Origin of the sequence: Nakamurella endophytica, assembly GCF_014646215.1 — a bacterium.
Lineage (GTDB): Bacteria > Actinomycetota > Actinomycetes > Mycobacteriales > Nakamurellaceae > Nakamurella > Nakamurella endophytica.
Genome location: NZ_BMNA01000003.1, coordinates 440,882 through 463,194, shown reverse-complemented (window position 1 = coordinate 463,194; position 22,313 = coordinate 440,882). Strand labels below are relative to the sequence as shown.

Here is a 22,313-nt window from a genome sequence, read left to right as displayed (position 1 = left end):
TTCGTTCCAATGAGTTCATTACAGGTGCCCCCGGGTCACGCCCCCAGGCCCACCGCCCCAGGGCTCGGCTCCGGGTGCGCCGGGCCCGCCGTACCGCCCTGATCCGGTCACACGCGAATGAGGACCTCCATGACGACCTTGCGTACCCGACGCGGACTGCTGGCGACCTCCGTCGCCGCGGCCGTGGTCCTGCTCGCCGGCGCCTGCGGCGCCAACGCCGGCAGTTCCGACTCCAGCAGCTCGAGCTCGTCGGCCAGTTCGGCCGGCTCGGCCGCCGGCTCGAGCAGCGCCGGCGGCGACACCAGCGGCTCCGGTGGCTCGAGCGGCTCCAACGCCCCGGCCGCCCGCGGCGAGATCACCATCGGCCTGCTCGCCACGCTGACCGGGACGACGGCCAGCGACGGGCAGGGTGCGCAGCGCGGCGCCGAGCTCGCCATCAAGGAGCTCAACGCCGCCGGGGGCGTCGCCGGCTACACCTTCAAGCTCCGCGCCGAGGACACCAAGAACGAGTCGAACGACGTCGTCACGGCCGGCGTGCAGAACCTGCTCAGCGACGACTCGGTCAAGGCCGTGGTGACCGGCTACGCCTCGACGACGAACTTCGAGATCAACAACTTCGCCCGGGCCGGCATGGTCTACATCCTCGGCGGCGGCACGGCGCAGACCGCCGAGATCGTCGGCAAGGACCCGGCCAAGTACCCGACCATCTGGTCGGTGACCCCGAGCTACGCGCAGTACGGGACCGGCCCGGTCGACCTGGCCGACCAGTGGGCCGCGGCGGGCACGTGGAAGCCGCGCAACAAGTCGGCGTACATCGTCACGTCCGACAACGCCTACAGCAAGGGCATCTCGACCGACCTCAAGGCCTACTTCGGCAAGAAGGGCTGGTCCGTCGTCGGCGAGCAGACCGTGCCGTTCGGTGCGGTGAGCGATTGGGGCACCGTCCTGGCGGACATCCGGTCCAAGAACCCGGACTACGTCGTCAACACCGACTACCAGGTGTCGAACGAGATCACCTTCCTGCAGCAGTTCCTGCAGAACCCGACCAAGTCGCTGATGTTCCTGCAGTACGGACCCAACCAGCCGGCGTGGCTGGACGAGGCCAAGGCGAGCGGGAACGGCGTGCTCTACAACAACCTCGCCGGTGTGATCGCGTCGGACAAGAACCCCGAGACGGTCACGCTGCAGAAGGCCTACCAGGCGGCGTACGGCACCTCCGCCGTGGACCCGCAGGCGGTCATCACCTACCAGGCGGTCAAGATCTACGCCGACGCCCTGAAGAAGGTCGGCGACGCGGACAAGAAGACCGAGATCGGCCAGGCGATCGGCGCCAGCACCACCAAGGCCGCCGGCGGCACGATCGTGTTCGACCAGCAGACCCACCTGGCCAAGGCCGGCGACGACTTCGTGCCGCTGCAGTCCTTCCAGATCCAGGACGCCAAGCCGGTCCTCATCGCCCCGGAGAAGTACGCCGGCGGCTCGTTCGTCCTGCCGCCCTGGTTCCAGTGATGGGCGGCGTCGCGGCCCCGCCGGCCGACCGGGACACGGAGGCGCCCCTGCTGAGCGTGCGGGGGGTGTCGAAGACGTTCGGCAAGCTCGCGGCCGTCCGCGACGTCAGTTTCGACGTCCGGTCCGGCGAGGTCTTCGGCCTCGCCGGGCCGAACGGCGCCGGCAAGTCGACGCTGTTCAACGTGCTGACCGGGGTGCCGTTCGGGCCGGACCCGGGCGGCCACGTGCTGCTGCGGGGGCAGGACGTGGTCGGTCGCCCCGGGTGGTCGATCACCCGCGCCGGGCTGGTGCGGACGTTCCAGACGGAAGCCGTCTTCGACGACCTGTCCGTGCTGCAGAACGTCCGGGTGTGCGCCTCGCCGAGCGCGCTCGGGCGGCGCGGCCGGGTGGCGGAGGACCGGGTCCGGGAGGCGCTGGAGACGGTCGGGTTGACCGACGGCGACGCGCCGGCCAAACAGCTCTCGCTCGTCGACCGCAAGCGGTTGATGATCGCGACGGCGATCGTCTCGCGTCCCTCCGTGCTACTGCTTGACGAGCCCGCGGCCGGTCTGGAGCCGCAGGACCAGGACCAGCTGATCGACCTGCTCCGGACGATCAACGCGGCAGGGGTGACCATCATCCTGGTCGAGCACGTGCTGCGGGTGCTGCGGACCCTGTGCGGGCGCATGATCGTGCTGGACGCCGGCGCGGTGATCGCCGGCGGCGCCCCCGAGCAGGTGCTGGCCGACCCCGCCGTCGTGCAGGCGTACCTCGGGCCGGGAGGGGCCGCATGACCGCCATGCTCAGCGTCGAGGGACTGCACGCCGGGTACGGCCGCAGTTCCGTGCTCCGCGGCATCGACCTCCACCTCGACGAGGGCGAGGCCATCGGACTGCTCGGTCCCAACGGGCACGGCAAGACCACGCTGCTGCGCTGCGTCTCCGGGCTGCACCGGCCCACCGCGGGCGACATCCGTTTCCAGGGCGCGTCGCTGCTGCCGCTGTCGCCGCGGGCCGTGCTGCGGCGCGGCGTCGTCCAGGTGCCCCAGGGCTCCCGGTTGTTCCCGCGGATGACCGTCGCGGACTGCCTGCGGCTCGGTGGTGCCGCGAACCCCGACCGGTCGGCCCGGCGCCCCCTGCTGGACGAGGTCTTCGGCCTGTTCCCCAAGCTGCAGCAGCGCAGCGCCCAGCTCGCCGGAACGCTCAGCGGCGGCGAGCGGCAGATGCTCAGCATCGGCATCGGCCTGATGGCCGGGCCGCGGGTGCTGATCCTGGACGAACCCACCCTCGGCCTGGCACCGAAGGTGAAACACGAGCTGGCGGACGCGATCCGGCAGCTGCGCGGCAGGTTGGAGGCGCTGGTGCTGGTGGACGGGGACATGGACCTGGTGCTGCGGGCGACGGACCGGTTCTACGTCGTCGAGTCCGGACAGGTGGTGCAGACGGGCGACTCGGTCGCCGGTGCCGACTCCGCGCGGATGATGTCGCTGTTCCTCGGGGACGTCTGATGGACGCGTTCGCGGCGATCCTGCTCAGCGGGCTGGTCCTGGGCTCGCTGTACGGGCTGATGGCCTCCGGCCTGAGCCTGATGTGGTCGACCCTCGGTGTCTTCAACTTCGGCCACGGTGTGCTGCTGGCCCTGGGCGCCTACTTCGCGTGGACGTTCACCGAGCAGCTCGACCTGCCGGTCGCGCTCGCCGCGGTGCTGGCGGTGGTGGTGCTCGCGGTCGTCGGCGTGGTCTACGAGATCGCCCTGGTGCGGCCGTTCATCCGCCGCGAGAACGGCGCAATGCTGGTCATGGTCGCCACTCTCGCGGTCACGGCACTGGTGCAGAGCGTCATCCAGCTGCTCTGGGGCCCGCAGCTGCGGCGGGTGCCGCAATTCACCTCCGCCTCGGTGAGCCTGTCCGGGGCGACGGTGAGCGGCAACCAGCTGGTGGCGCTCGTCGCCGCGCCGGTGCTCGTCGGTGCGCTGTTCCTGGTGCTCAAGCGCAGCCCGATCGGCATCGCCGTCCGGGCCCTGGAGCAGAACCGGGACCACGCCAGGCTCGTCGGCATCCGGCCGGCCGCGGTGTACGTCTTCGTCGTCGTCATCGCCTGCGTCCTGGCCGCCTTCGCCGGCGTGCTGCTGGCCGGCATCCAGTTCATGACGCCGACCATGGGCGACGACCCGTTGCTGCGGGCGTTCGTCGTGCTCGCCTTCGGCGGCACCGCCTCGCTCGGCGGCACCCTCGCCGGCGCGTACCTCATCGGGTTGCTGGAGGCGGCGACCACGTACTTCTTCGGCCTGAGCTGGAGTCCGGTGCTGCTGTTCCTGGCGATGATCGTCGTGCTGCTGCTGCGGCCCGAGGGCCTGATCCGGCAGAGGACGGCCTGACATGGCGATCCGGGTGCTGCGGCTGTTACTGCCGTGGGTGGTGTTCGCCGTCGTGCTGGCCGTGCTGCCCGGGATGTTCACCAGCGCGCACTCCCGGCTGGTGCTCATCCAGGCGCTGCTGTACGGCGTGCTGGCGGTCAGCTGGAACCTGACCCTGGGCCTGGCCGGGATCTTCAACTTCGCGCAGATCGCGTTCTTCGGGGTCGGCGCCTACTCGTCGGCGATCCTGGTGGACCGCACCGGCATGTCGCCGTGGCTGGCCATGGCGCTGGCCGCCGTGTCCGCGGCGCTGTCGGCCTGCGTCGCGTTCCTGCCGGTGCTGCGGCTGCGAGGCATCTACGTCGGCCTTGCCACCTACGTCTTCTCGCAGCTGTGCATCTACCTGGTGCTGGGTCAGAGCGACCTGACCGGCGGCTCCAACGGCATCGTCGGTCTGCCGGACATGACGCTCGGTCCGGTCAACTTCTACGACCACAACCGCTACGGCTACTACTGCCTCGGCGCTGTCCTGCTGTTCGCCGTCTGCGCCGTCTTCCTGGCGATCAGCCGGTCCCGCTTCGGTCTGTCCCTGGTGGCGCTGCGCAACAACGAGCAGCTCGCCGCCAGCCGCGGCATCCGGCGCACCCGGCAGCAGTTCCTGGCGTTCGTCATCGGTGCGGCCGCCGCCGGGGTGGCCGGCAGCTACAACGCCTTCCTGAACAGCGTCGTCAGCACCGACGTGTTCGGCTTCGGGTACCTGACCATCCTGCTGAGCATGATCTTCCTCGGCGGCCGCAGCAGCATCCCCGGCACCGTGGTGGGCGCGGTGGTGATCACGGTCCTCAACGACCGGCTGTCGGGCACCGGGGCCTGGCAGCAGGTGGTCACCAGCGCCATCATCCTGGTCGTGCTGTGGGTGTTCCCCGAAGGTCTGGCCGGAGCGGGCCGACTGCTCTGGCGTCGCGTCGCTGCGATGCGCGGGCGGGACGGCACCGGCGGGTCCCCCACCGACACCACCGCCGCGGCGGTCCCGCTGGAGCCCGCCGCCGCGCACCGCCCGGCCGACCACGCCTGACCCGCCTCGCCCGAAGGGAACCCGCCGTCATGCCCCTGCAGCTGCCGACCGGCAAGACCATGGCCGTCGCCCTGACGTTCGACTTCGACGCCCACTCGCCGTGGATGGGATCGGTCGGCCGGCCGTCGCTGTCGTACCTGTCCCGCGGCGACTTCGGCGCCCAGGAGGGCGTGCCGCGGATCCTGCGGACGCTGGCCGACCGCGGGCTCCCCGCGACCTGGGCGGTGCCGGGGCACGACCTGGTCACCTTCCCCGACAAGATCGCCGACATCCTGTCCGCCGGTCACGAGATCTGCGCGCACGGGTGCTACCACGAGAACATCAGCCTGCTGCCGGCCGACGAGGAGCGCCGGCTGCTGGAGATCTCGCTGCGCCAGCACGAACAGGTCGTCGGGCACCGGCCGCGCGGCTACCGCTCGCCGGCCTGGGATTTCTCCGAGGTCACCATGGACCTGCTCGAGGAGTTCGGGTTCGACTGGGACAGCAGCCTGATGGGGCGGGAGTTCGAGCTCTACCGGCCGCAGCGGGTCGAGGTCCACTACGAGTCCGCCAGCGTGTTCGGGGCTCCCGCCCGGTTCGTGGAGATCCCGGTGTCCTGGTACCTGGACGACTTCCCGGCCGTCGAGTACATCGCCGGGGTGTCCCCGCTGGGCACCCACCGGGACATGATCGACCGCTGGAAGACCATCTTCGACTTCGCGCACGACCGGGTCGACGACGCCGTGTACGTCCTGACGATGCACCCGCAGACCATCGGGCGCTCGCACCACCTCCTCGGTCTCGAGGAGCTGCTGGACCGGATGGCCGGTCACGACGACATCTGGTACGCGACCTTGAGCGAGATCGCCGACGCCTGGTCCGACTGACCCGGAGCCGGCGCCGGGCGTGCCGACCCGGCGGTGACGAGGGACGCGAAGAGAGGTGCACCGTGACGGAGCTCGGATCGGCCGGCGGCCTGGTGGTCGCCAACGACCAGCGGGCCGCCGACGCCGGCGCCGCGATGCTGCGGGCCGGCGGCAGCGCCGTGGACGCCGCCGTGGCCGCAGCCTTCGCGCTGGCGGTCACCGAGCAGCACCTGAGCGGGCTCGGCGGCGGTGCCTGGCTGGTGGGCGTGGACGGCGGGACGGGCCAGGCGTTCGAGGTCACCGGCCCGATCACCGCGCCGCGCGCCGCCACCCCGGACTTGTTCCGGCCGCTGGGGACCGATGCCCCCACCGGCTTCTACGGCTGGCCGCCGATGCAGGACGACGAGAACATCCAGGGCCCGCGCTCGATCGGCGTGCCGGGCGCGGTGGCCGCGCTGTGCCTGGCGCACGAGCGGCGCGGCCGGCTGCCGCTGCCCACCGTGCTGGAGCCGGCCATCGCCCTGGCGGCCGACGGGCACGAGGTCGACTGGCTGGCGTCGGCCCTGACGACGGCGGCCGCGCCGGAACTGGCCCGGTTCCCCGCGACGGCGCGGCGGTTCCTGCCGGGCGGCCTGCCGCTGCGCGGGCCGGCCACCGGTCCCGGCCAGTGGCTGCGGCAACCGGAGCTGGCCGCGACGCTGGAGGCGGTCGCCGCCGGCGGCGCCGACGCCTTCTACCGAGGGGCGCCGGGGCGGGCGATCGGTGACGCCGTCGCCGCGGCCGGCGGTGTGCTGGATGCCGCCGACCTGGCCGGCTACCACGCCCGGTGGGCGGAGCCGACGCAGGTGCGGCTCGGCGACGTCGAGCTCGCCGGGCCGCTGTACACCGGGTTCCCGTCGACCGTGCAGATGTTGCGGTCGGCCCGGCAGGCGTCGCCGTCGGCGTCCTGGGCGCAGCGCTGGGCCGGACCGATGAGCCGGGCCTTCGCCGACCGGTTCTCGTCGATGAGCACGGATCCGGACGCCGGCACCCCGTGGCAGCGACTGCTCGCCGGCGGGTCCGCCGGCGGCCAGGACACCGGGGACAGCGCGGACACCGCGGCCCGCAGCGGTTGCACCTCGCACCTGACCGCCGTCGACCGGGACGGCACGGTGGTCGCGCTGACCCAGACGGTGCTCGACCTGTTCGGTTCGCGGTGGCTGGAACCCGCCACGGGCGTGCTGCTCAACGACGGGATGCTCTACTTCGACCCGCGGCCGGAGCGGGTGAACAGCGTCCGCGCCGGACTCGCCGGGCTGGCGGCGGTCGCGCCGACCGTGGTCCGCCGCAGCGGCCGGCCGGTCGCCGCCGTCGGAGCGTCCGGTGGCCGCCGGATCATCACCGCCGTCGCGCAGGTCCTCGACCGGCTGCTGGACGGCGCCGACCTGGCCTCCGCCGTCGCCGCGCCCCGGCTGCACGTGGAGAGCGGCCAGGCCTGGCTCGACCCGCGTCTGGGGCCGGGCGCCGCGGAAGAGCTGCAGGCGCTCGGTGTCTCACCCACGGTCGTCGCGGAACTGCCGACCACCTTCACCTATGCCCGGGTCAACGGTGTCGCCGCCACGGCGTCCGGGTGGACCGCTTCGGGCGACGACGGCAAGCCGCTGGGACTGTCGGCCGGCTGACCACGCGGGCCCGCAACTCCGACCAGTGACGACGAAAGGATGCTCATGACCGAGCGCAGGGCGGTGGTGACCGGTGGCTGCAAGGGCATCGGCGCGGCGATCGCGACCCGCCTGGAGGCCGACGGCCTGTCCGTCGTCCGCGCCGACCTCCCGGCCGCCGCCGGGGCCTGGCGGGCCGGCGGCGGCACGGCCGTCGACGTCGACGTCTCCGACACCCGGTCGGTCGACGCCATGATCGCGGCCGCCGTCGGGCTGCTCGGCGGGCTGGACGTCATGGTGAACAACGCCGGCGTCGCCGAGCAGCGCGCCCGCGTCGACGCCATGCCGGACAGCGACTGGGACCGGGTGATCTCGGTGAACCTCGGCGGTGCCTTCCGCTGCACCCGTGCCGCGTTCGACCACCTGCGGGCGTCCGGGCACGGCGCGGTGGTCAGCCTGTCCTCCACCTGGGGGCTCGGTGGCGTCCCGGGCTACGCCGCGTACTGCGCGTCCAAGGCCGGCATCATCGGCCTGACCCGGGCCATGGCCGCCGACGGGGGACCGTTCAACATCCGGGTCAACGCGGTGAGCCCGGGTTACGTCGCCAACGACATGGGCGGGTCGCTGGACGGTCTCGACGCGGAGGCGGCAGCCCGGGCCTGGGCCGGGCGCGACCTGCAGGCCTCGTTCCAGCCGCTCGGCCGGCAGTGCGACGTCGCCGAGATCGCAGCCGCGGTCTCGTTCCTGGTCTCCGACCAGGCGTCGTTCGTCACCGGCACGGTGCTCCCGGTCGACGGCGGCCAGTCGAACCGGCTCAACACCGGTGAGCAGCAGTGGCCGGCCCCGTGACTGCGTCCGGGGCCGCCGCGACCGGCGGGCCGGGGGCGGACGCCTGGGCGGGCCGGGTGGTCGTAGTGACCGGCGCGGCCGGCGGCATCGGCCGACGGATCGCCCTGGACTTCGCGGCCGCCGGCGCCACCGTCGTGGTCGCCGATGTCGACGCCGCCGGCGCGGACGCCACCGTGCAGCAGGCCGTCCGGGACGGGCACCGGGCGGCGAGCGTGCGGATGGACGTCACGTCGGCAGCGTCCGTCGAGTCGGCGCTCGAGGCGGTGGCGCTGCGGCACGGGTTCCCGGACGTCCTGGTCGCCGCGGCCGGGATCTACCCGACCCGTCTGCTGGTCGAGATGACCGACCAGGAGTGGGACGCCGTTCACGGCGTCAACGTCCGCGGACCCTTCCTGCTCTGCCGATGGCTCGCGCGGCGGATCACCGACGGCACCGTCCCCCGCACCCGGCGGAGCATCGTGGTGGTGTCGTCGGGTGCCGCCCGGTCCGGCCGCATCGGCGCGTCGCACTACTGCTCGTCCAAGGCGGCGGTCGAGATGCTCACCCGCGTCGCGGCACTCGAGCTGGCGCCGCTGGGGGTCACGGTGAACGCCGTCGCGCCCGGGCTGATCGACGTGCCGCGGGTGCGGGAGCTCAGTCCGGAGTACCTCGACACCCTGGTGGCCGGTCAGCCGGTCCAGCGCATCGGCCGGCCCGAGCACGTCGCCCGGGCATGCCTGTTCCTCGCCGACGACCGGTCCGACTACGTCACCGGCGCGGTCCTGGACGTCGACGGCGGCTTCTCGGCGGGCCGGCCGCTGCCGCTGAGCTGAATCGCCGGCCGCGCTGCTCGGCCAGGACGCGGCCGGGGGCCTCACGCTGGTCACGTTTCCGTGCCGCTACCCGCGGGTACGGTCGAGACGTGACCGAGCAGAGCAGCCTCAGCGGCCGGGAGCAGGCGATCGTCGACCAGTCCGACGACGTCCGCGACCCGGCGGACGACTCCGACGAGCTGAACGACCCGACGGCCATGGCGGACACCTACCCCAAGGCCCTGGAGGACAAGCTCCAGGCAGCGGAGGCGATCGAGGAGCACCGCGACGAGCCGGACCGGCGCACGATGTCCGGGAACGGCGACGATCGCAAGGACGAGGCTGCCGGGCTCACCGGCTGGGCCGGCCTGCCGTAGGCAGGTGCCCGGGACGGGCCGCGTCGGGCGACGCCACGCGTCCTGCGCGGGCCCGACTCCCGGGCTGTCGGTGGTGTCGCCACAGTCCCCGAGGGTGACCTGGGCCATCGGACCGGTTGCCGGACAGGGCGTCCCACCGGGAACGGCCCGCGGAGGTCCCTGACCGCAGGAGATGTGCATGTCCGAGTCCCGCCCGCTGCGCCGCCTGGGGTTCCTGACGATCGGCCTGTTCGACGGGGACGACCCGAGACCCGGCCACGAGTCGACGCTCTCGATCATCCAGCTCGGCGAGCAGCTCGGCTTCGACAGCGCCTGGGTGCGCCACCGGCACCTGCAGTACGGTATCTCGTCCCCGGTGGCCGTGCTGGCGGCGGCATCGCAACGCACCAGCCGCATCGAGCTCGGCACGGCCGTCATCCCCCTGGGCTGGGAGAACCCGTTGCGGCTTGCCGAGGACCTCGCCACCGTCGACATGCTCACCGGCGGCCGGCTCAACCCCGGGGTCAGCGTCGGCCCGCCGATGCACTGGGACACCGTCAAGGAGGCGCTGTACCCGGACACCGCCGACGCCGAGGACTTCTCCTACGAGCGGGTACGGCGACTGCTCCGGTACGTCCGCGGCGAGCAGGCGACGAGCGTCGCCGGGGTCGAGGGCATCGAGGTGTTCTCGGACCGGGTGCAGCCCTACTCCCCCGGTCTCGGCCGCCGGATGTGGTACGGCGGCGCGAGCCTGCGGTCGGCGCAGTGGGCCGGCGAGAACGGGATGAACTTCCTGACCAGCAGTGTCGTCAAGGCCGAGGTGCCGGACGAGGACGCCGACTTCGCCCGGATCCAGCTGTCGCACGTCCGGACCTTCCGGCAGCACCACCCGGACGGTGACCGGGCCCGGGTCTCCCAGGGGCTGGTGGTCATCCCGACCGACTCGGCATCCACCGACCAGCGGGACAAGTACCAGGCGTACGCCCGCAGCCGGCTCCCGCGCACCGCCCGACCGCAGGGCCCGGCGCGGATGCTGTTCGCCCCGGACCTGGTCGGCCCGTCCGCCGAGCTCGCCGAGCGGCTCGAGCAGCACGCCGCGTTCCGGGAGATCGACGAGGTCGCCTTCGCGCTGCCGTTCACCTTCGACCACGACGACTACGTGCAGATCCTCACCGACATCGCGACCCGGCTCGGGCCCGCGCTGGGGTGGATGCGCGGGAACTGACCGGGGACCCGGTGGGTCCCCGGCTCCCGGGGAACCACACGACGGGAACGGACCCGAGACCGGCGGCAGCAGGATGCGGCCGGGCACCGACGACCAGGAGGCGACCATGAGCACGACCGAACCGGCCACGCACCGCCAGCACGACGACGAGCACGCCAACCACCTGCACGGGGTCGACTGCGGGCACCAGGCGGTGTCGCACGACGACCACTTCGATTACATCCACGACGGTCACCGCCACGCCCAGCACGACGACCACTGGGACGAGCACGGCGACTGACCTGCCGGGTGGGTGACCCGTCGCCGGGTCGCGCAGCGGGCGGCCGCGCGCCGGACTGCTCCCGCGGCGGGCGGCCGGTTGCCGGACTGCCCACTGCGGGTGACCGGTCGCCGGGCCGCCCGCCGCGCGCGGTGGTCACCGTCCCTGCCGGCCCTCGACCGCGGTGGCCGACCGTCCTAGGGTCCGGTGGAAGGGTCCGCCGACCGGGGCCGACCCGACCGGACGGAGGTGTGGCGATGCGGACGGAACCGTGCGGCAAGTGGGTGCGGGGGTTCGTCGGGGACACCGTGGTCGTGGACACCCGCGACCCGCTGCTGTTCTGGGAGGACCGGCTCCCGGTGCCGTTCTACGCCGTCCCGGAGGGGGACGTCGCCGACGGTGTGCTGCAGCCGGCCACCGGGGAGCCACCGCGGCAACCGTTCTTCTTCCTGCCGCAGGGGCCGGTCTCCCGGTGGTTCGACGTGGTCGTCGGCGACCGGCGGCTGCCGCACGCCGCGTGGATCCGGGAGGATCCGGCGCTGGCGGGACGCGTCGTGGTGAGTTGGCAGCCCGGCCTGCTGGACCGCTGGCTGGAGGAGGACGAGGTCGTCGCCGGGCACCCGCGTGACCCGTACCACCGAGTGGATGCGCTGCCCAGCTCCCGGCACGTCACGGTGTCGGTGGACGGCACCGTCGTCGCGGACTCGCACCACCCCGTCCTGCTGTTCGAGACGCACCTGCCGACGCGGTACTACCTGCCGGTCGAGGACGTCGTCCGGTCCGCGGTGGTGCCGGCGGACACCCGGAGCCACTGCCCGTACAAGGGCGACGCCGACCGGTACTGGGACGTCGTCGGGCCGTCCGGCGATCGGCTCGCGGACGCGGCGTGGAGCTACAGCACGCCGTTCCCCGCCGTGTCGGAGATCGCCGGTCGCGTCGCCTTCTACAACGAGCTGGTCGACATCACCGTCGACGGAGTGCCGCAGCCGCGGCCGGTGTCGCCCTTCAGCGACGCGGAGAACCGACCCAGCTGAGGCTCTCGCGCGGACGTCGTGCCGGGAGTCCGACCCCGCCGGTCGTTGGGGGTCGGGCGCGGGCGCCCGGTCCAGGGAACGCTGCATTCGCGTGGCCCGACGTGCGGCGGGAACCGGTGCCGCGTTCCGAGACAGGGAGCAGATCCGCGATGAGCCTGTACCACCACCCCGCGGCGGGCGAACGGACCGCCGTCATCCCGGGCACCCGTCCCGGCAGCCTGCCGAGGGGTACGTGGCTGGCCGTGCTCCTGGTCGGCGCAGCCATCTTCGAAGCACTGCGGCACACCCTGCTCAGCACCCAGAACCCGAACCTGCTGCCGGCGCTGATCCTCGTCGGCGCGCTGGTGGTCCCGGCGGCCTTCCTGGCGTTCATCTACAGCCGGCGGCTGGCGTTCGATGTCCCCGGCGGGGTGCTGGCCGTCGCCGCGCTGGTCGGCGGGTTGATCGGGGTGATCGTCGCCGGCACGGTCGAGTACGACACCGTCCGCCGGCTGGGCACGCTGCCCATGGTCGGCGTGGCACTGATCGAGGAGACCGCGAAACTGGTGCTGCCGGCGTTGCTGCTGCTGTGGGGCCGCTACCGGACGCCTGCCGACGGCCTGCTGGTCGGGGTGGCCAGCGGCGCCAGCTTCGCGGTGCTCGAGACGATGGGCTACGCGTTCGTCACCCTGATCGTGACCCGGGGCAACGTCACCGCGGTGGGCGGCGTGCTGATGGAGCGGGGCGTGCTCAGCCCGGCCGGCCACATGGCGTGGACGGGCCTCACCGCCGCCGCGCTGTGGATGGCGGCCGTGGAGCGCTGGAGTGCTCGCGCGGTGCTGCGTTTCGTCCTGGTGTTCGCGGTCGCCGTCGGCCTGCACACCGCCTGGGACAGCATCGGCACGCTGACCGGCTACATCGTCCTGGCGGTCCTCGGGTTGGGCGCCCTGGCCCACGTCACGCACCAGCTGCACGTCCGCCGACCTGCGTCGCCGAACGAGCCAGCAGTCCGCTGAGCAGGACCTCGAGCAGCTGGCGCGCGGTGTCGGTGAAGCCGATGCTCAACACGGCGAGCGCGGGATCGGCGTCGTACGCGGCCTGCATGGCCGGGGACGGGCGCCCGTGCGTCCAGGCCGCACCGAAGATCATGGCCGCGGCCGCGGCGAACCGAAGGCCGTCCTGCTCCCCGAGTTCCGGGACGACCCGGACGATCTCCCGGCCGAACGCGGAGGTGTCGTCGAGCGCGGATCGCTTGAACCGCGCGGCCACGTCCGCCGAGATGTTGCGCTCGAGCACCCCGGTCTGCGCGCTCCACAGGTCGCACAGGACGGGCCGTCCGGCGACGGAGCTGGTCAGGACAGCGGCGGTCCGGTCGACCCGCACCTCCAGCGGTCCCGAACCGACGGCCGATGGAAGTGTCTGAGCCAGATCAGCGACCCAGTCGCGATAGGCACGGTGCAGGAGTTCCAGCAGGACGGCCTCACGCGACACGAAGTACCGCAGGACGTTGGACTTCGCCAGACCCACCCGTCGACTCAGTTCGTTGAGAGTCAGATCGTTGACCGACATCTCGGACAACATGGCAGCGGCTGCATCGAGAATCGCTTCTCTCCGCTGCTCCCGCTGGTCCTCGCTGCGGGCGCGTTGGAACGAGGTCATCGGTCACACCCTACAGACCGTCGGTCCGTTGCGAAGGGACCAGTGGTCTGATACGTTCCTGCTATAAGAGACCGCAGGTTCGTAAAGGAGGAACGCATGTACGCAGTGCCCCGTCAGTCCGGAAAGCTCGCCGTCGTCACCGGAGCCAACTCCGGGACCGGAAAGGAGTCCGCGCGCCGATTGGCCGCCGCCGGTGCTCGGGTGGTCCTGGCCGTGCGGACTCCCGCCAAGGGCGCGGTCGCCCGGGACGAGATCCTGCGCAGCGCTCCGGACGCCGAGGTGCAGATCCGCCACCTCGACCTGGCCGTGTTGGACTCGATCCGGGACTTCGCCGACGAACTCCTGGCTGACGGCGAGCCCGTCGACCTGTTGGTGAACAACGCCGGCGTGATGGCGCCGTCAAGGCGTTTCGAGACCGTCGACGGCTTCGAGCTGCAGTTCGGCAGCAACTTCCTGGGTCCGTTCGCGCTCACCGTCCGGCTGCTCCCGCTCCTGCTGGCCGCAACTGCCCCGCGGGTCGTCACGATGAGCAGTGGCACGGCGAACTTCGCTCGGATCCGGTTCGACGATCTCCAGTGGACCCGGCGCCGGTACAGCCCGTCGCGGTCCTACGCCCAGTCGAAATTGGCCGACCTCGTCACGGCGTTGCACCTGGCCCGGGTCGCGGCCGAGCGGGACTGGAACCTACTCAGCGCGGCGGCGCACCCGGGGTACACCCTGACCAACCTGCAGACCGCGGGCGCGAGCCTGGGGCGCGATCGGCCGAAACGCTCGGTGCTCCACGCCCTGCGTTTCCTGCCGACGCAGGGCGTGGAACAGGGAGCGGAACCGTTGCTGTTCGCCGCGACCAGCCCGGACGCGGCCCCGGCCGGGTACTACGGACCGGGCGGCCAGTGGGGGTTGGTCGGGCCGACGGCTGTGGCCCGGATCCCGCGACGGGCCGCGGACCCCGCCCTCGGGCGGCGACTGTGGGTCGAGGCGGAGCGGCTCACCGGCGTCTCGGTGGGCGCGCCGGTGTGAACTCTCACAGCCGTGGCGTCGGGTCGGGTGCGCTTACCGGAAGGCGCCGAACAGACTCACCACCTGCGGGTCGTGGTCGCTGGTCTGATCCGGGAACTCGCTGTTGATGTGGGCGACCTGGTAGCCGACGCGGCCCTGCAGGAACGTCCCGGGTGTCAGCAGGATGTGGTCCAGCACCTGGGAGACCCCGTTGTAGACATAGGTGTACCGCTGGTTCGCAGGCAGCGTCTGGATCATGTCGACCAGCACCGGGACGCCGCGGCCGTCGGCACGGCCGGTCCGCAGCACCGACAGCGCCGGGCTGAACTGGAAGTCGTTGAGGTCGCCCAGCACCACGGTCTGCGCCAACGGGTTCTTCTTCAGTATCGCGACGACGAAGGCGTGCACGAGCGCTGCCTGCTGCTGCCGCTGGGTCTCGGAGGACCGGACCGGGAACTGGAAGCGGCCGTCGGCGTTGCCGTCCCCGCCCTTGGAGTTCCAGTGGTTGGCGACGACGAAGACCGTCCTCCCACCGAACCGGAACTCCCCGACCAAGGGCTTGCGGCTGGAGCTCCACGCGGCGTTCGTCGGGTCGATGCGGCCGGGTGAGAGGGTCAGTGCCGGCCGGCCGGCGGATCCGGCGACCTGCGTGGCGGTCGTGGACCGGTCGACGCCGGCGGCGCCGCGGTCGACGAACGACACCCGGTGCGGGTCGAACAGGAACACGGTGCGGATGTTGCCGCCGGGCTCCCCGCCGTCCTGGTCGTCCACCGGGTCGATCTCCCGCCAGCTGTAGCGGGGGCCTCCGGCGGCGACCACGGCGTCCGTCAGTGCGGTGAGCGTCTTCCCCGCGGTGACCACCCCGTCGTCGGCGGCACCGTCGTCGTCCTGCACCTCCTCCAGCGCGACGATGTCCGGCGCGGCCAGGTTGACCACGATCCCCCGCGCCAGGGCGGCGAACTTGGCCGGCGGGTCGGTGGGGTCGAGGTTCTCGACGTTGTAGGTGGCCACCGTCAGCTCCCGCGCGGACGCGGCGCGCACCACGGTCGGCACGAGGCCCCCGCGGACGACGGCGCCGAGCTGGGTCGCGGCGATCAGGTAGCCGCCGTACTGCGAGTAGTCCACCGGTCCGACCGTGGCGCCGGCGTACACGTCGCCGACCGCGACGTCGGGGCCGTCGACGAGCGGCACCAGCTGGATCCGGCCCGACGGGGTGGCGTTCTCGCCGGTGAGCAGCGTTCCGCCCCGGTACGAAGGCTTCTGCGCCGGCTTGGTGGTGATCCACTGCTCGCCGTACTGGTTGGACGGCCCGACCACTCGGGCGTCGTCGACCTGGACCCGCATGCCTTCGCGCGATTCCCAGAAGTCCAGGGCCGACCGGCTGGGCGTGACGGGGGTGTCCTCGAGGTTGCCGCCACCGAGGTCCGGCGCGTACACGTCCGGAACGGTGGTCGGTGTCACGACCTCCGGAGCCGGCAGTGCGGCGCCGTGCGCGAGCACCGTGACGGTCGGGCCGGTGATCTCAGTGACCGACAGCGTCTGGGCGTCGGCCGGCGCGGCGTCCGGGTAGTACTCGCTGATCCGGCCGCTGACCAGAACGGAGTCGCCGACGGACACCGCCGGTGCGCTGGTGTAGACGAACACTCCCTCGCTGGTCGCGGGGTCGGCGTCCGGCGTCGGGTCCTGGAGGAAGAAGCCGCGACTGGACCCGGTTGCGCGGACGGCGGTCACCACGCCGGGCACGTCGGTGACGGCCTGCCCGACCAGCGGCGACCGGAACCCGGGGCCTTGGAGATCGTGGATGCGGACGGGTCCGGGCTCGGGTGGCGTCGGTGGCGGGGTGGATCCGGCGTTCACGGCGCCGGGCGTCGGAGCGCCGGCCGCCAGGTCCGTGGCGTTGACGTCGGTGTCCGGTGCGGTGCCGCGGCCGACCGACTGGGTGTTCGACGCGCCACCGACCGGCGTGCCCTCGGCGATCGCTGCACTGCCGTACCCGACCAGGTCCGTGCTCGCGGTGACGCAGGAGGCGGAATCGGTGCAGGTCAGTGGGGTCGTGGCGGCGACCAGGGCGACCGTCCCGGAGGAGGCGCTCATCGCGATGCTGCCGGTGACCTGGGCAGGCACCTCGGTCGTCCCGCCGGCGCCCTGAGCCTCGGCCACGACGAGGTAGCCGCCGGGAGCGACGGTCCCGGTCAGCGGGGTGACCTGCCAGCTCCCGGTCGCGGAACCCGAGTGGTACTGGATGGACCAGCCGGTGAGGTCGACCGGCTCCGTCCCGCGGTTCTGCAGCTCCACGAAGTCGCGGGTGTAGCTGGCACCGCTGTTCCCGCCGCCACCGTAGACCTCGTCGATCACGAGACCGTTCGAGGGAACTGCCGCGGCGGGCAGGGCCGCGGCGACGGTGCCGGCGAGGGCGACCGCCGCCCCGGCGGCGACGGTGCGCAGGCGTGTGGAGCGACGGATCACGGTGTTCCTCCCCGTTGGAACGGTGTGCGGTCCACGCATGGTGGGCGCGCGGGGTGAACGTAACGTGTCGGTCCGACAACGGCTTGTCCTCCGGCGCCCGAAACGCTCACGGCGGGCGCGACACCGCACCGATACCGCGGCGCCGAAACGTCGGACGCCACGGGTGTTGTCGTGCCCGCCACCAGCGGCATGTGGACAACCACGGCCTCGCGGACCCGACCGTCCCTACCGTCCTGCTCCGACCGCGGGTCCCCGCGGACGGACGCCGGGAGGTGGGATGGTGACGGCGGCGTTGGGCGGTGACCCGCCCGCCATCCGGGACTCGGCGCGGGCATGGGTGCGCTTCGGGGATACCTGCGGGTCGGCGGCGGGGCGCATCCGGTCGCTCGACGCCGGCGAGTTCGTCGGCGACGAGGCCGAGCTGTACGCGCAGCGCATGTCGGGGGACCTGCCGCCGTGCCTGGTCGCCACCTCGGACGCCTGGCACCTCGTCGGCGGGGTCCTCACCACGTACGCCGACGACCTCGAGTCGGTGCAGCGACGCCTGACGACGCTGTCCGCGCAGGCCGGCGACCGCGAGGCGTCCGTGCGATGCGCGCAGGACGACGTCGCGGCGGGAAGGGCGGCCGACCGGGCGCACGCCGAGGCCGCGGCGTCCCAGCCGGCCGGGACGCGGGTGCCCGCGGACGACGGCTACCGATCATCGACGCCGGTGGCCGAGCAGGCCTTGGACCGGGCGCATCGCGCGTTACAGGAGACCGTCGACGCGGTGACCGCGCTGCGGGCCGAGCACGATGCGGCGGTCCAGCGCTGCGTCGACGCGGTGGAGCGGGCCCGGGCGTCACGCTTCGCCGATCCGCCGGGGTTCTGGACCCGGGTCGGCCGGTCGATCACCTCGTGGGTCGGCGACCACGCCGACGCGCTGCTGGAGATCTCGTCGGTGCTCAAGGAGGTCGCCTCCGTCGCGGCCATGCTGTCGTTCGTCCCCGGCATGGCCGCCGTCGCTGTCGCCGCCGGCGGCGTCGCCGTCGCGGTGGACGCCACCGTCAAGATCACCACGGGCGAGGGCTCGTGGACCGAGATCGCCCTCGACGCGGTCGGCGTGGTCCCCGGCGGCCGCACCGCAGGCGCCGCGCTCCGCGGGTTGCGACGCGAGGCCGGCGAGGTGGCAGCGGTCGGGCGGACGGCCCGGGGCGCTGTGCCTGCAGGGTGGACGGGCGCCGAGCGCATCACCGGCGGACGCATCATTCGACCAGGCGATCCCACGAAGGTTCCCGGATGGGCGGAGGCCTCCTACGACGAGATACGTGCAACGTCGGACACCGCGCTCATAGCGTCCAACACGAGATCTGTCGTGCTCCCGGACGGGCACCGTCTCGACGAAGGCGACCTGGAGCAGATCAAAAGGCATCTCTTCACGGACGAACACGTGCTTGAGTACGGAGACGGCGCCGTGGTCCTCGGCCGGTTCGACGCTGACCCGGACATCGCGGAAGCGTGGTACCGACTGCGTGCAGGAAGTCCGGCTGACAGTGACCTGGTCCTCCTGCACCACGAGCTGTACGAATCATCCTGGTTGCGCGACCATCCTGGGTCGACCTACGTGGACGCCCACGCGCGGGCCAACGGCGTTGCCGACTGGCATGCCATCATCAAATCCAGACATCGGCGAGGAGGTAACCCGTGGCGATCCTGATCCACGCTCGGCTGATCGAACGGGACGGGGACGACCTCACCTATGAGGTCGACGACGACGGTGAGACGACGAAAATCGTCGTGCCGACGGCGGACTACGCCTCCGTCTACACCAGGAATCCCGACGAACAATGGCTGGCCGAACGCGTCGCCGGCCGAGTGTTCACTGTCCGTGAGAGAACCGGCGCCTTCCCTGACACCTTCAGCATCTTCTCCTGAAACGTGCTGGCCAAACGTAGATGTCGGGCGGCACGGCACAGTACCGGCGGGTGGTCATCGCGGGCCGGCAGCCGCAGCCGGGTGCGACGAAGGCGCAGAGCCGTCGGTGCCGTGAGCGGGCCGGCAAGTGGAGCGACAGCCGCCCGGATCCGTGACCGGCTTGACGCCCACCGGTAGGCCCGGATCACTTCGATTGCTGCCGCCCTGCACCCACCCCTACCGCGTCGCTTCCTCCAGCACCTCCAGCACGTGCCGGTACGGCTGCCCGGTCGCTCGTTCCATGCCGATCTCGCAGGTGCGGTTGGCCGAGACGTACTCGGTCCGCACACCCCGCGCGGCGAGCCGGGCCACCTCGGCCGCTTCCGGTCCGGTGGCCGACGCGGTGAGTTCGGGGTGGAGCATGCCGCGGTCGCCGGCGAAGGCGCAGCAGCCCCAGTCGACCGGCACGGTGACGTCGTCGGACACCAGCTGCGCCAGCCGGACGAGAGCCGCGGTGCTGCCGAGCTCCGTGGTGGAGCAGGTGGGGTGCACCACCACCGCGGGGACCCGGCGGGTCACCGTCAGCCGCGGCGCCACCTCGTCCGCGACGAAGTCGAGGGCGTCCACCACCCGGTAACCGGCACCGGTGACCAGCTGGCCGAGACCCTGCGCGCACGAGCTCGCGTCGACGACCACCGGCAGCCGGCCGTCGTCGGTCGCCGTCCGGAGCGCGTTCCGGACCAGCGCGGACATCCTGTGCTGGCCGTCGAGCTGACCCTTGGACTTCCACGGGGTGCCGCAGCACAGGCCGTTCGGCCGCTCCGGCGTCCGCAGCGCCACCCCGGCCCGCTCGCACAGCGTCCGCAGCGCATCGCCGACCCCGCCGCCGAACATGCTGCCCACGCAGGCGTCGAACAGCACCGCCTGCGCCGCAGCCTCGTCCAGCTCGCGCCGGCGTCGCCCGCCCGGCGGCAGGCCGGGGTCGTAGAGCGGCACGGTGTCGTGACCGGCGAACCGGCGACCGACCTTGGTGATCGTCACCGGCACCGCGGGCGGCAGCTTGTCGGCCGCGGTCAGACCGAGCGACCCGGCCCGGGACACCGCCGACCAGTGCCCGGCGGCCGCCTTCCACAGCCGCCGGGAGGTCGGCGTGGCCGCGTCGGCCCGCAACCGCCGCACCAGGTCGCCCGTGTTGATCAGGACCGGGCACGCGGTCTGGCACATGCCGTCCACCGCGCAGGTCTGGACGCCGTCGTAGTCGTAGTCCCGCTCCAGCTCGGCCACCAGGTCCGTGTCGCCACGCTCGCGCGCGGCGGCCATCTCGCGACGCAGCACGATGCGTTGCCGCGGCGTCGTCGTCAGCGCCCGGGACGGGCACACCGGCTCGCAGAAGCCGCACTCCACGCAGCGGTCCACCTCCGGCTCGACCGTCGGCGTGGTCTTCAGATCCTGCAGGTAGCCGCGCGGGTCGTCGGTGAGCACCGATCCCGGGTTGAGCAGACCCTGCGGGTCGACCAGGTGCTTGACCTGCCGCATCGCCTCGGCGAGCTCGGCACCGTACTGCCGCTCGACGAACGGGGCCATGATCCGACCGGTCCCGTGCTCGGCCTTCAACGTGCCACCGAGACCCAGCACCAGGTCCACCATCTCGGTGGTGAACGCCTCGTACCGCGCCATCGACGCGGGCTCGTCGAACCGCTCGTTGAGCAGGAAGTGCAGGTTGCCGTCGCGGGCGTGACCGAAAATCACCGAGCTGTCGTAGCCGTGCCCGTCGAACAGCTCGGTCAGGCCGCGGCTGAGTGCACCGAGCCGGTCCACCGGGACCGCGACATCCTCCAGCAGTGCGCTGGTCCCGGACGGCCGGGCGCCGGCCACGGCGCTGTACAGGCCCTTCCGGGTGTGCCAGAGCGAGGCCCGTTCGGCCGCATCGGAGGTCAACTCCGTGGCGGCGGCCAGCCGCAGGCCGGACAGGTCCCGCCGGGCGGCGTCCTGCCGATCGGCGAGCTCGTCCGGTCCGGAGGCCTGCAGCTCCACCAGCAGAGCCGCGTACCCGCCCGCCGCCAGCACGTCGGTGTCCAATCGGCGGATCTGCTGCGGGCAGGCCGGATCCAGTCGCGCCACCCGCAGGGACGCCGCGTCGAGCAGTTCTGCGGTGGCCACACCTGCGGCCGAGACCTGCGGTACCGCTTCGGAGGCCGCCTGCAGGCCGTCGAAGACCAGGAGGCCGGTGGCCGCGTGCGGCAGCACCGGCACCGTCCGGAACACCGCGGAGCCGACGAATCCGAGCGTGCCCTCGCTGCCGACGAGCAGCCGGACCAGGATCTCCACCGGGTCGTCGTGGTCCAGGAACGCGTTCATCCCGTAGCCCATGGTGTTCTTGATCGCGAACAGCCGCCGGAGGGTCGCCACGGACTCGGAATTGCCCCGGATCCGGTCCCGTAGGGCGAGCAGCCCGGCGTGCAGTTCCGGCTCCGCAGCCGCGAGGCGGGCGCCGGCGGCGGGATCCGCCGAGTCCAGAACCGTGCCGGAGGGCAGCGCGAACACCATCGACTCGAGGGTCCGGTACGTGTTCAGCTCCGTCCCGCACTGCATCCCGGACGAGTTGTTGGCGATGACCCCGCCGACGGTGCACGCGCCCTCGCTGGCCGGGTCCGGTCCCAGGCGACGCCGGTGCCGGGCCAGGTGGCCGTTCACCGACCGCACGGTGACCCCCGGCTGCACCCGCAACCGCGCACCGTCGTCGAGCACCTCCAGCCGCTGGAACCCGGTCCGCGCGTCGACCAGCACGGAATCGGACAGCGCCTGTCCGGACAGCGACGTGCCGCCACCGCGGAAGGTCAGCGGCACGCCGAGCGCGGAGCAGGCACGCAGCACGTCCGCCACCTGGACGGTGTCCTGCGGGACGGCGACCGCCTGCGGATGGAGCAGGTAGTGCGACGCGTCGTGGGCCCGGGCCAGCAGGTCCAGCGACCGGCCCGTGACCCGGCAGGACGAGTCGCCCAGCGCCGTCCGCAGCCGCTCGGCCAGCTCCGTCCCGGCGGAGGCTTCGGCGGACCGCCCGGCCGGCGCTGCGGTGGCGGTCACGGGCACCCCTGTCGTCGCGAGGACGGCGCCGCCGCAGACCGGCGGGCCGGTTTCCGATGGTAGGCGTCGGCCGGTGGCAGCAGCGGAAGGCGGCCAATCGGGGGCTGAGCCCGATCCCTCGGTGAGGTCGAGCCCCGGTCCGGTCCCGGTCTCTGTCTCCTCCCTGAGGGCTGGGCCCGTACTCGCGTTGCGATCAGGAGTCGTGCTACTCAGTCAGGGTCCGGGTCGGGATCAGCGACTGGACGGACCTCTCCGACGACCGACGTGGGCACAACTCAGTCGGGCCACCACGCCACACCGTCTTCGACCGGACCAG

20 protein-coding genes are annotated in these 22,313 nt (G+C 72.6%); 17 read left to right on the top strand and 3 right to left on the bottom strand.

The features are described from left to right. Positions 1–129 precede the first annotated feature (129 nt). The 14 genes from IEY37_RS09295 to IEY37_RS09230 all read left to right on the top strand — a co-directional run bounded on the left by IEY37_RS09295 (position 130) and on the right by IEY37_RS09230 (position 12,912). Positions 130–1,509 carry an ABC transporter substrate-binding protein gene (locus IEY37_RS09295; RefSeq protein WP_188941245.1) on the top strand — a complete coding sequence of 460 codons (1,380 nt, stop codon included), beginning with the start codon at positions 130–132 and terminating at the stop codon, positions 1,507–1,509. Between the two features lie 65 nt (positions 1,510–1,574). Next, entirely contained in the window at positions 1,575–2,282 is a 708-nt protein-coding gene (locus IEY37_RS09290; protein ID WP_229674221.1) for an ABC transporter ATP-binding protein, read from the top strand. Then, positions 2,279–2,995 (top strand): ABC transporter ATP-binding protein, encoded by a 717-nt coding sequence (locus IEY37_RS09285; RefSeq protein ID WP_188941243.1) that lies wholly within the window; start codon positions 2,279–2,281, stop codon positions 2,993–2,995. The genes IEY37_RS09290 and IEY37_RS09285 overlap by 4 nt, the downstream gene beginning before the upstream one ends. Then, positions 2,995–3,864, top strand: coding sequence for a branched-chain amino acid ABC transporter permease (locus tag IEY37_RS09280; RefSeq protein ID WP_188941242.1), 870 nt, complete (start codon positions 2,995–2,997; stop codon positions 3,862–3,864). The genes IEY37_RS09285 and IEY37_RS09280 overlap by 1 nt, the downstream gene beginning before the upstream one ends. Before the next feature lies 1 nt (position 3,865). Continuing rightward, complete coding sequence (locus tag IEY37_RS09275) at positions 3,866–4,918, top strand: branched-chain amino acid ABC transporter permease (protein WP_188941241.1); 1,053 nt, start codon at positions 3,866–3,868, stop codon at positions 4,916–4,918. 29 nt (positions 4,919–4,947) lie between these two features. Next, entirely contained in the window at positions 4,948–5,784 is an 837-nt protein-coding gene (locus IEY37_RS09270; RefSeq protein WP_188941240.1) for a polysaccharide deacetylase family protein, read from the top strand. Positions 5,785–5,846: 62 nt separating this feature from the next. Further along, positions 5,847–7,424 carry a gamma-glutamyltransferase gene (locus IEY37_RS09265; RefSeq protein WP_188941239.1) on the top strand — a complete coding sequence of 526 codons (1,578 nt, stop codon included), beginning with the start codon at positions 5,847–5,849 and terminating at the stop codon, positions 7,422–7,424. Positions 7,425–7,469: 45 nt separating this feature from the next. Beyond that, entirely contained in the window at positions 7,470–8,252 is a 783-nt protein-coding gene (locus IEY37_RS09260; RefSeq protein ID WP_188941238.1) for an SDR family NAD(P)-dependent oxidoreductase, read from the top strand. Positions 8,253–8,317: 65 nt separating this feature from the next. Continuing rightward, positions 8,318–9,064, top strand: coding sequence for an SDR family NAD(P)-dependent oxidoreductase (locus IEY37_RS09255; protein WP_229674220.1), 747 nt, complete (start codon positions 8,318–8,320; stop codon positions 9,062–9,064). Positions 9,065–9,153: 89 nt separating this feature from the next. Continuing rightward, positions 9,154–9,420 (top strand): hypothetical protein, encoded by a 267-nt coding sequence (locus IEY37_RS09250; RefSeq protein WP_188941236.1) that lies wholly within the window; start codon positions 9,154–9,156, stop codon positions 9,418–9,420. A 178-nt stretch (positions 9,421–9,598) separates the two neighbouring features. Further along, the gene (locus IEY37_RS09245; RefSeq protein ID WP_188941235.1) at positions 9,599–10,624 is read left to right on the top strand and encodes an LLM class flavin-dependent oxidoreductase; all 1,026 of its coding nucleotides are present in this window, start codon (positions 9,599–9,601) and stop codon (positions 10,622–10,624) included. 106 nt (positions 10,625–10,730) lie between these two features. Continuing rightward, entirely contained in the window at positions 10,731–10,904 is a 174-nt protein-coding gene (locus IEY37_RS09240) for a zinc transporter permease (protein WP_188941234.1), read from the top strand. A 236-nt stretch (positions 10,905–11,140) separates the two neighbouring features. Further along, positions 11,141–11,917: a DUF427 domain-containing protein gene (locus IEY37_RS09235; protein WP_188941233.1), complete on the top strand. Its 777-nt coding sequence runs from the start codon at positions 11,141–11,143 to the stop codon at positions 11,915–11,917. Between the two features lie 149 nt (positions 11,918–12,066). Continuing rightward, positions 12,067–12,912: a PrsW family intramembrane metalloprotease gene (locus IEY37_RS09230; RefSeq protein ID WP_188941232.1), complete on the top strand. Its 846-nt coding sequence runs from the start codon at positions 12,067–12,069 to the stop codon at positions 12,910–12,912. Here IEY37_RS09230 and IEY37_RS09225 read toward each other — a convergent pair. Continuing rightward, positions 12,854–13,555, bottom strand: coding sequence for a TetR/AcrR family transcriptional regulator (locus IEY37_RS09225; RefSeq protein ID WP_188941231.1), 702 nt, complete (start codon positions 13,553–13,555; stop codon positions 12,854–12,856). The genes IEY37_RS09230 and IEY37_RS09225 overlap by 59 nt on opposite strands. Before the next feature lie 96 nt (positions 13,556–13,651). Between IEY37_RS09225 and IEY37_RS09220 the strand changes: the two genes are divergently transcribed. Then, a complete protein-coding gene (locus IEY37_RS09220) occupies positions 13,652–14,575 on the top strand; it encodes an SDR family oxidoreductase (protein WP_188941230.1) in 924 nt (307 codons plus the stop codon). Positions 14,576–14,608: 33 nt separating this feature from the next. Here the strand turns inward: IEY37_RS09220 and IEY37_RS09215 are convergent, their stop codons facing one another. Continuing rightward, complete coding sequence (locus IEY37_RS09215; protein ID WP_229674219.1) at positions 14,609–17,020, bottom strand: DUF8508 domain-containing protein; 2,412 nt, start codon at positions 17,018–17,020, stop codon at positions 14,609–14,611. A 280-nt stretch (positions 17,021–17,300) separates the two neighbouring features. Between IEY37_RS09215 and IEY37_RS09210 the strand changes: the two genes are divergently transcribed. Further along, positions 17,301–18,716: a hypothetical protein gene (locus IEY37_RS09210; protein ID WP_188941228.1), complete on the top strand. Its 1,416-nt coding sequence runs from the start codon at positions 17,301–17,303 to the stop codon at positions 18,714–18,716. After that, entirely contained in the window at positions 18,704–18,934 is a 231-nt protein-coding gene (locus IEY37_RS09205; protein WP_188941227.1) for a hypothetical protein, read from the top strand. The genes IEY37_RS09210 and IEY37_RS09205 overlap by 13 nt, the downstream gene beginning before the upstream one ends. A 216-nt stretch (positions 18,935–19,150) precedes the next feature. Here the strand turns inward: IEY37_RS09205 and IEY37_RS09200 are convergent, their stop codons facing one another. Further along, positions 19,151–22,003: an FAD-binding and (Fe-S)-binding domain-containing protein gene (locus IEY37_RS09200; protein ID WP_373298286.1), complete on the bottom strand. Its 2,853-nt coding sequence runs from the start codon at positions 22,001–22,003 to the stop codon at positions 19,151–19,153. Positions 22,004–22,313: the final 310 nt, after the last annotated feature.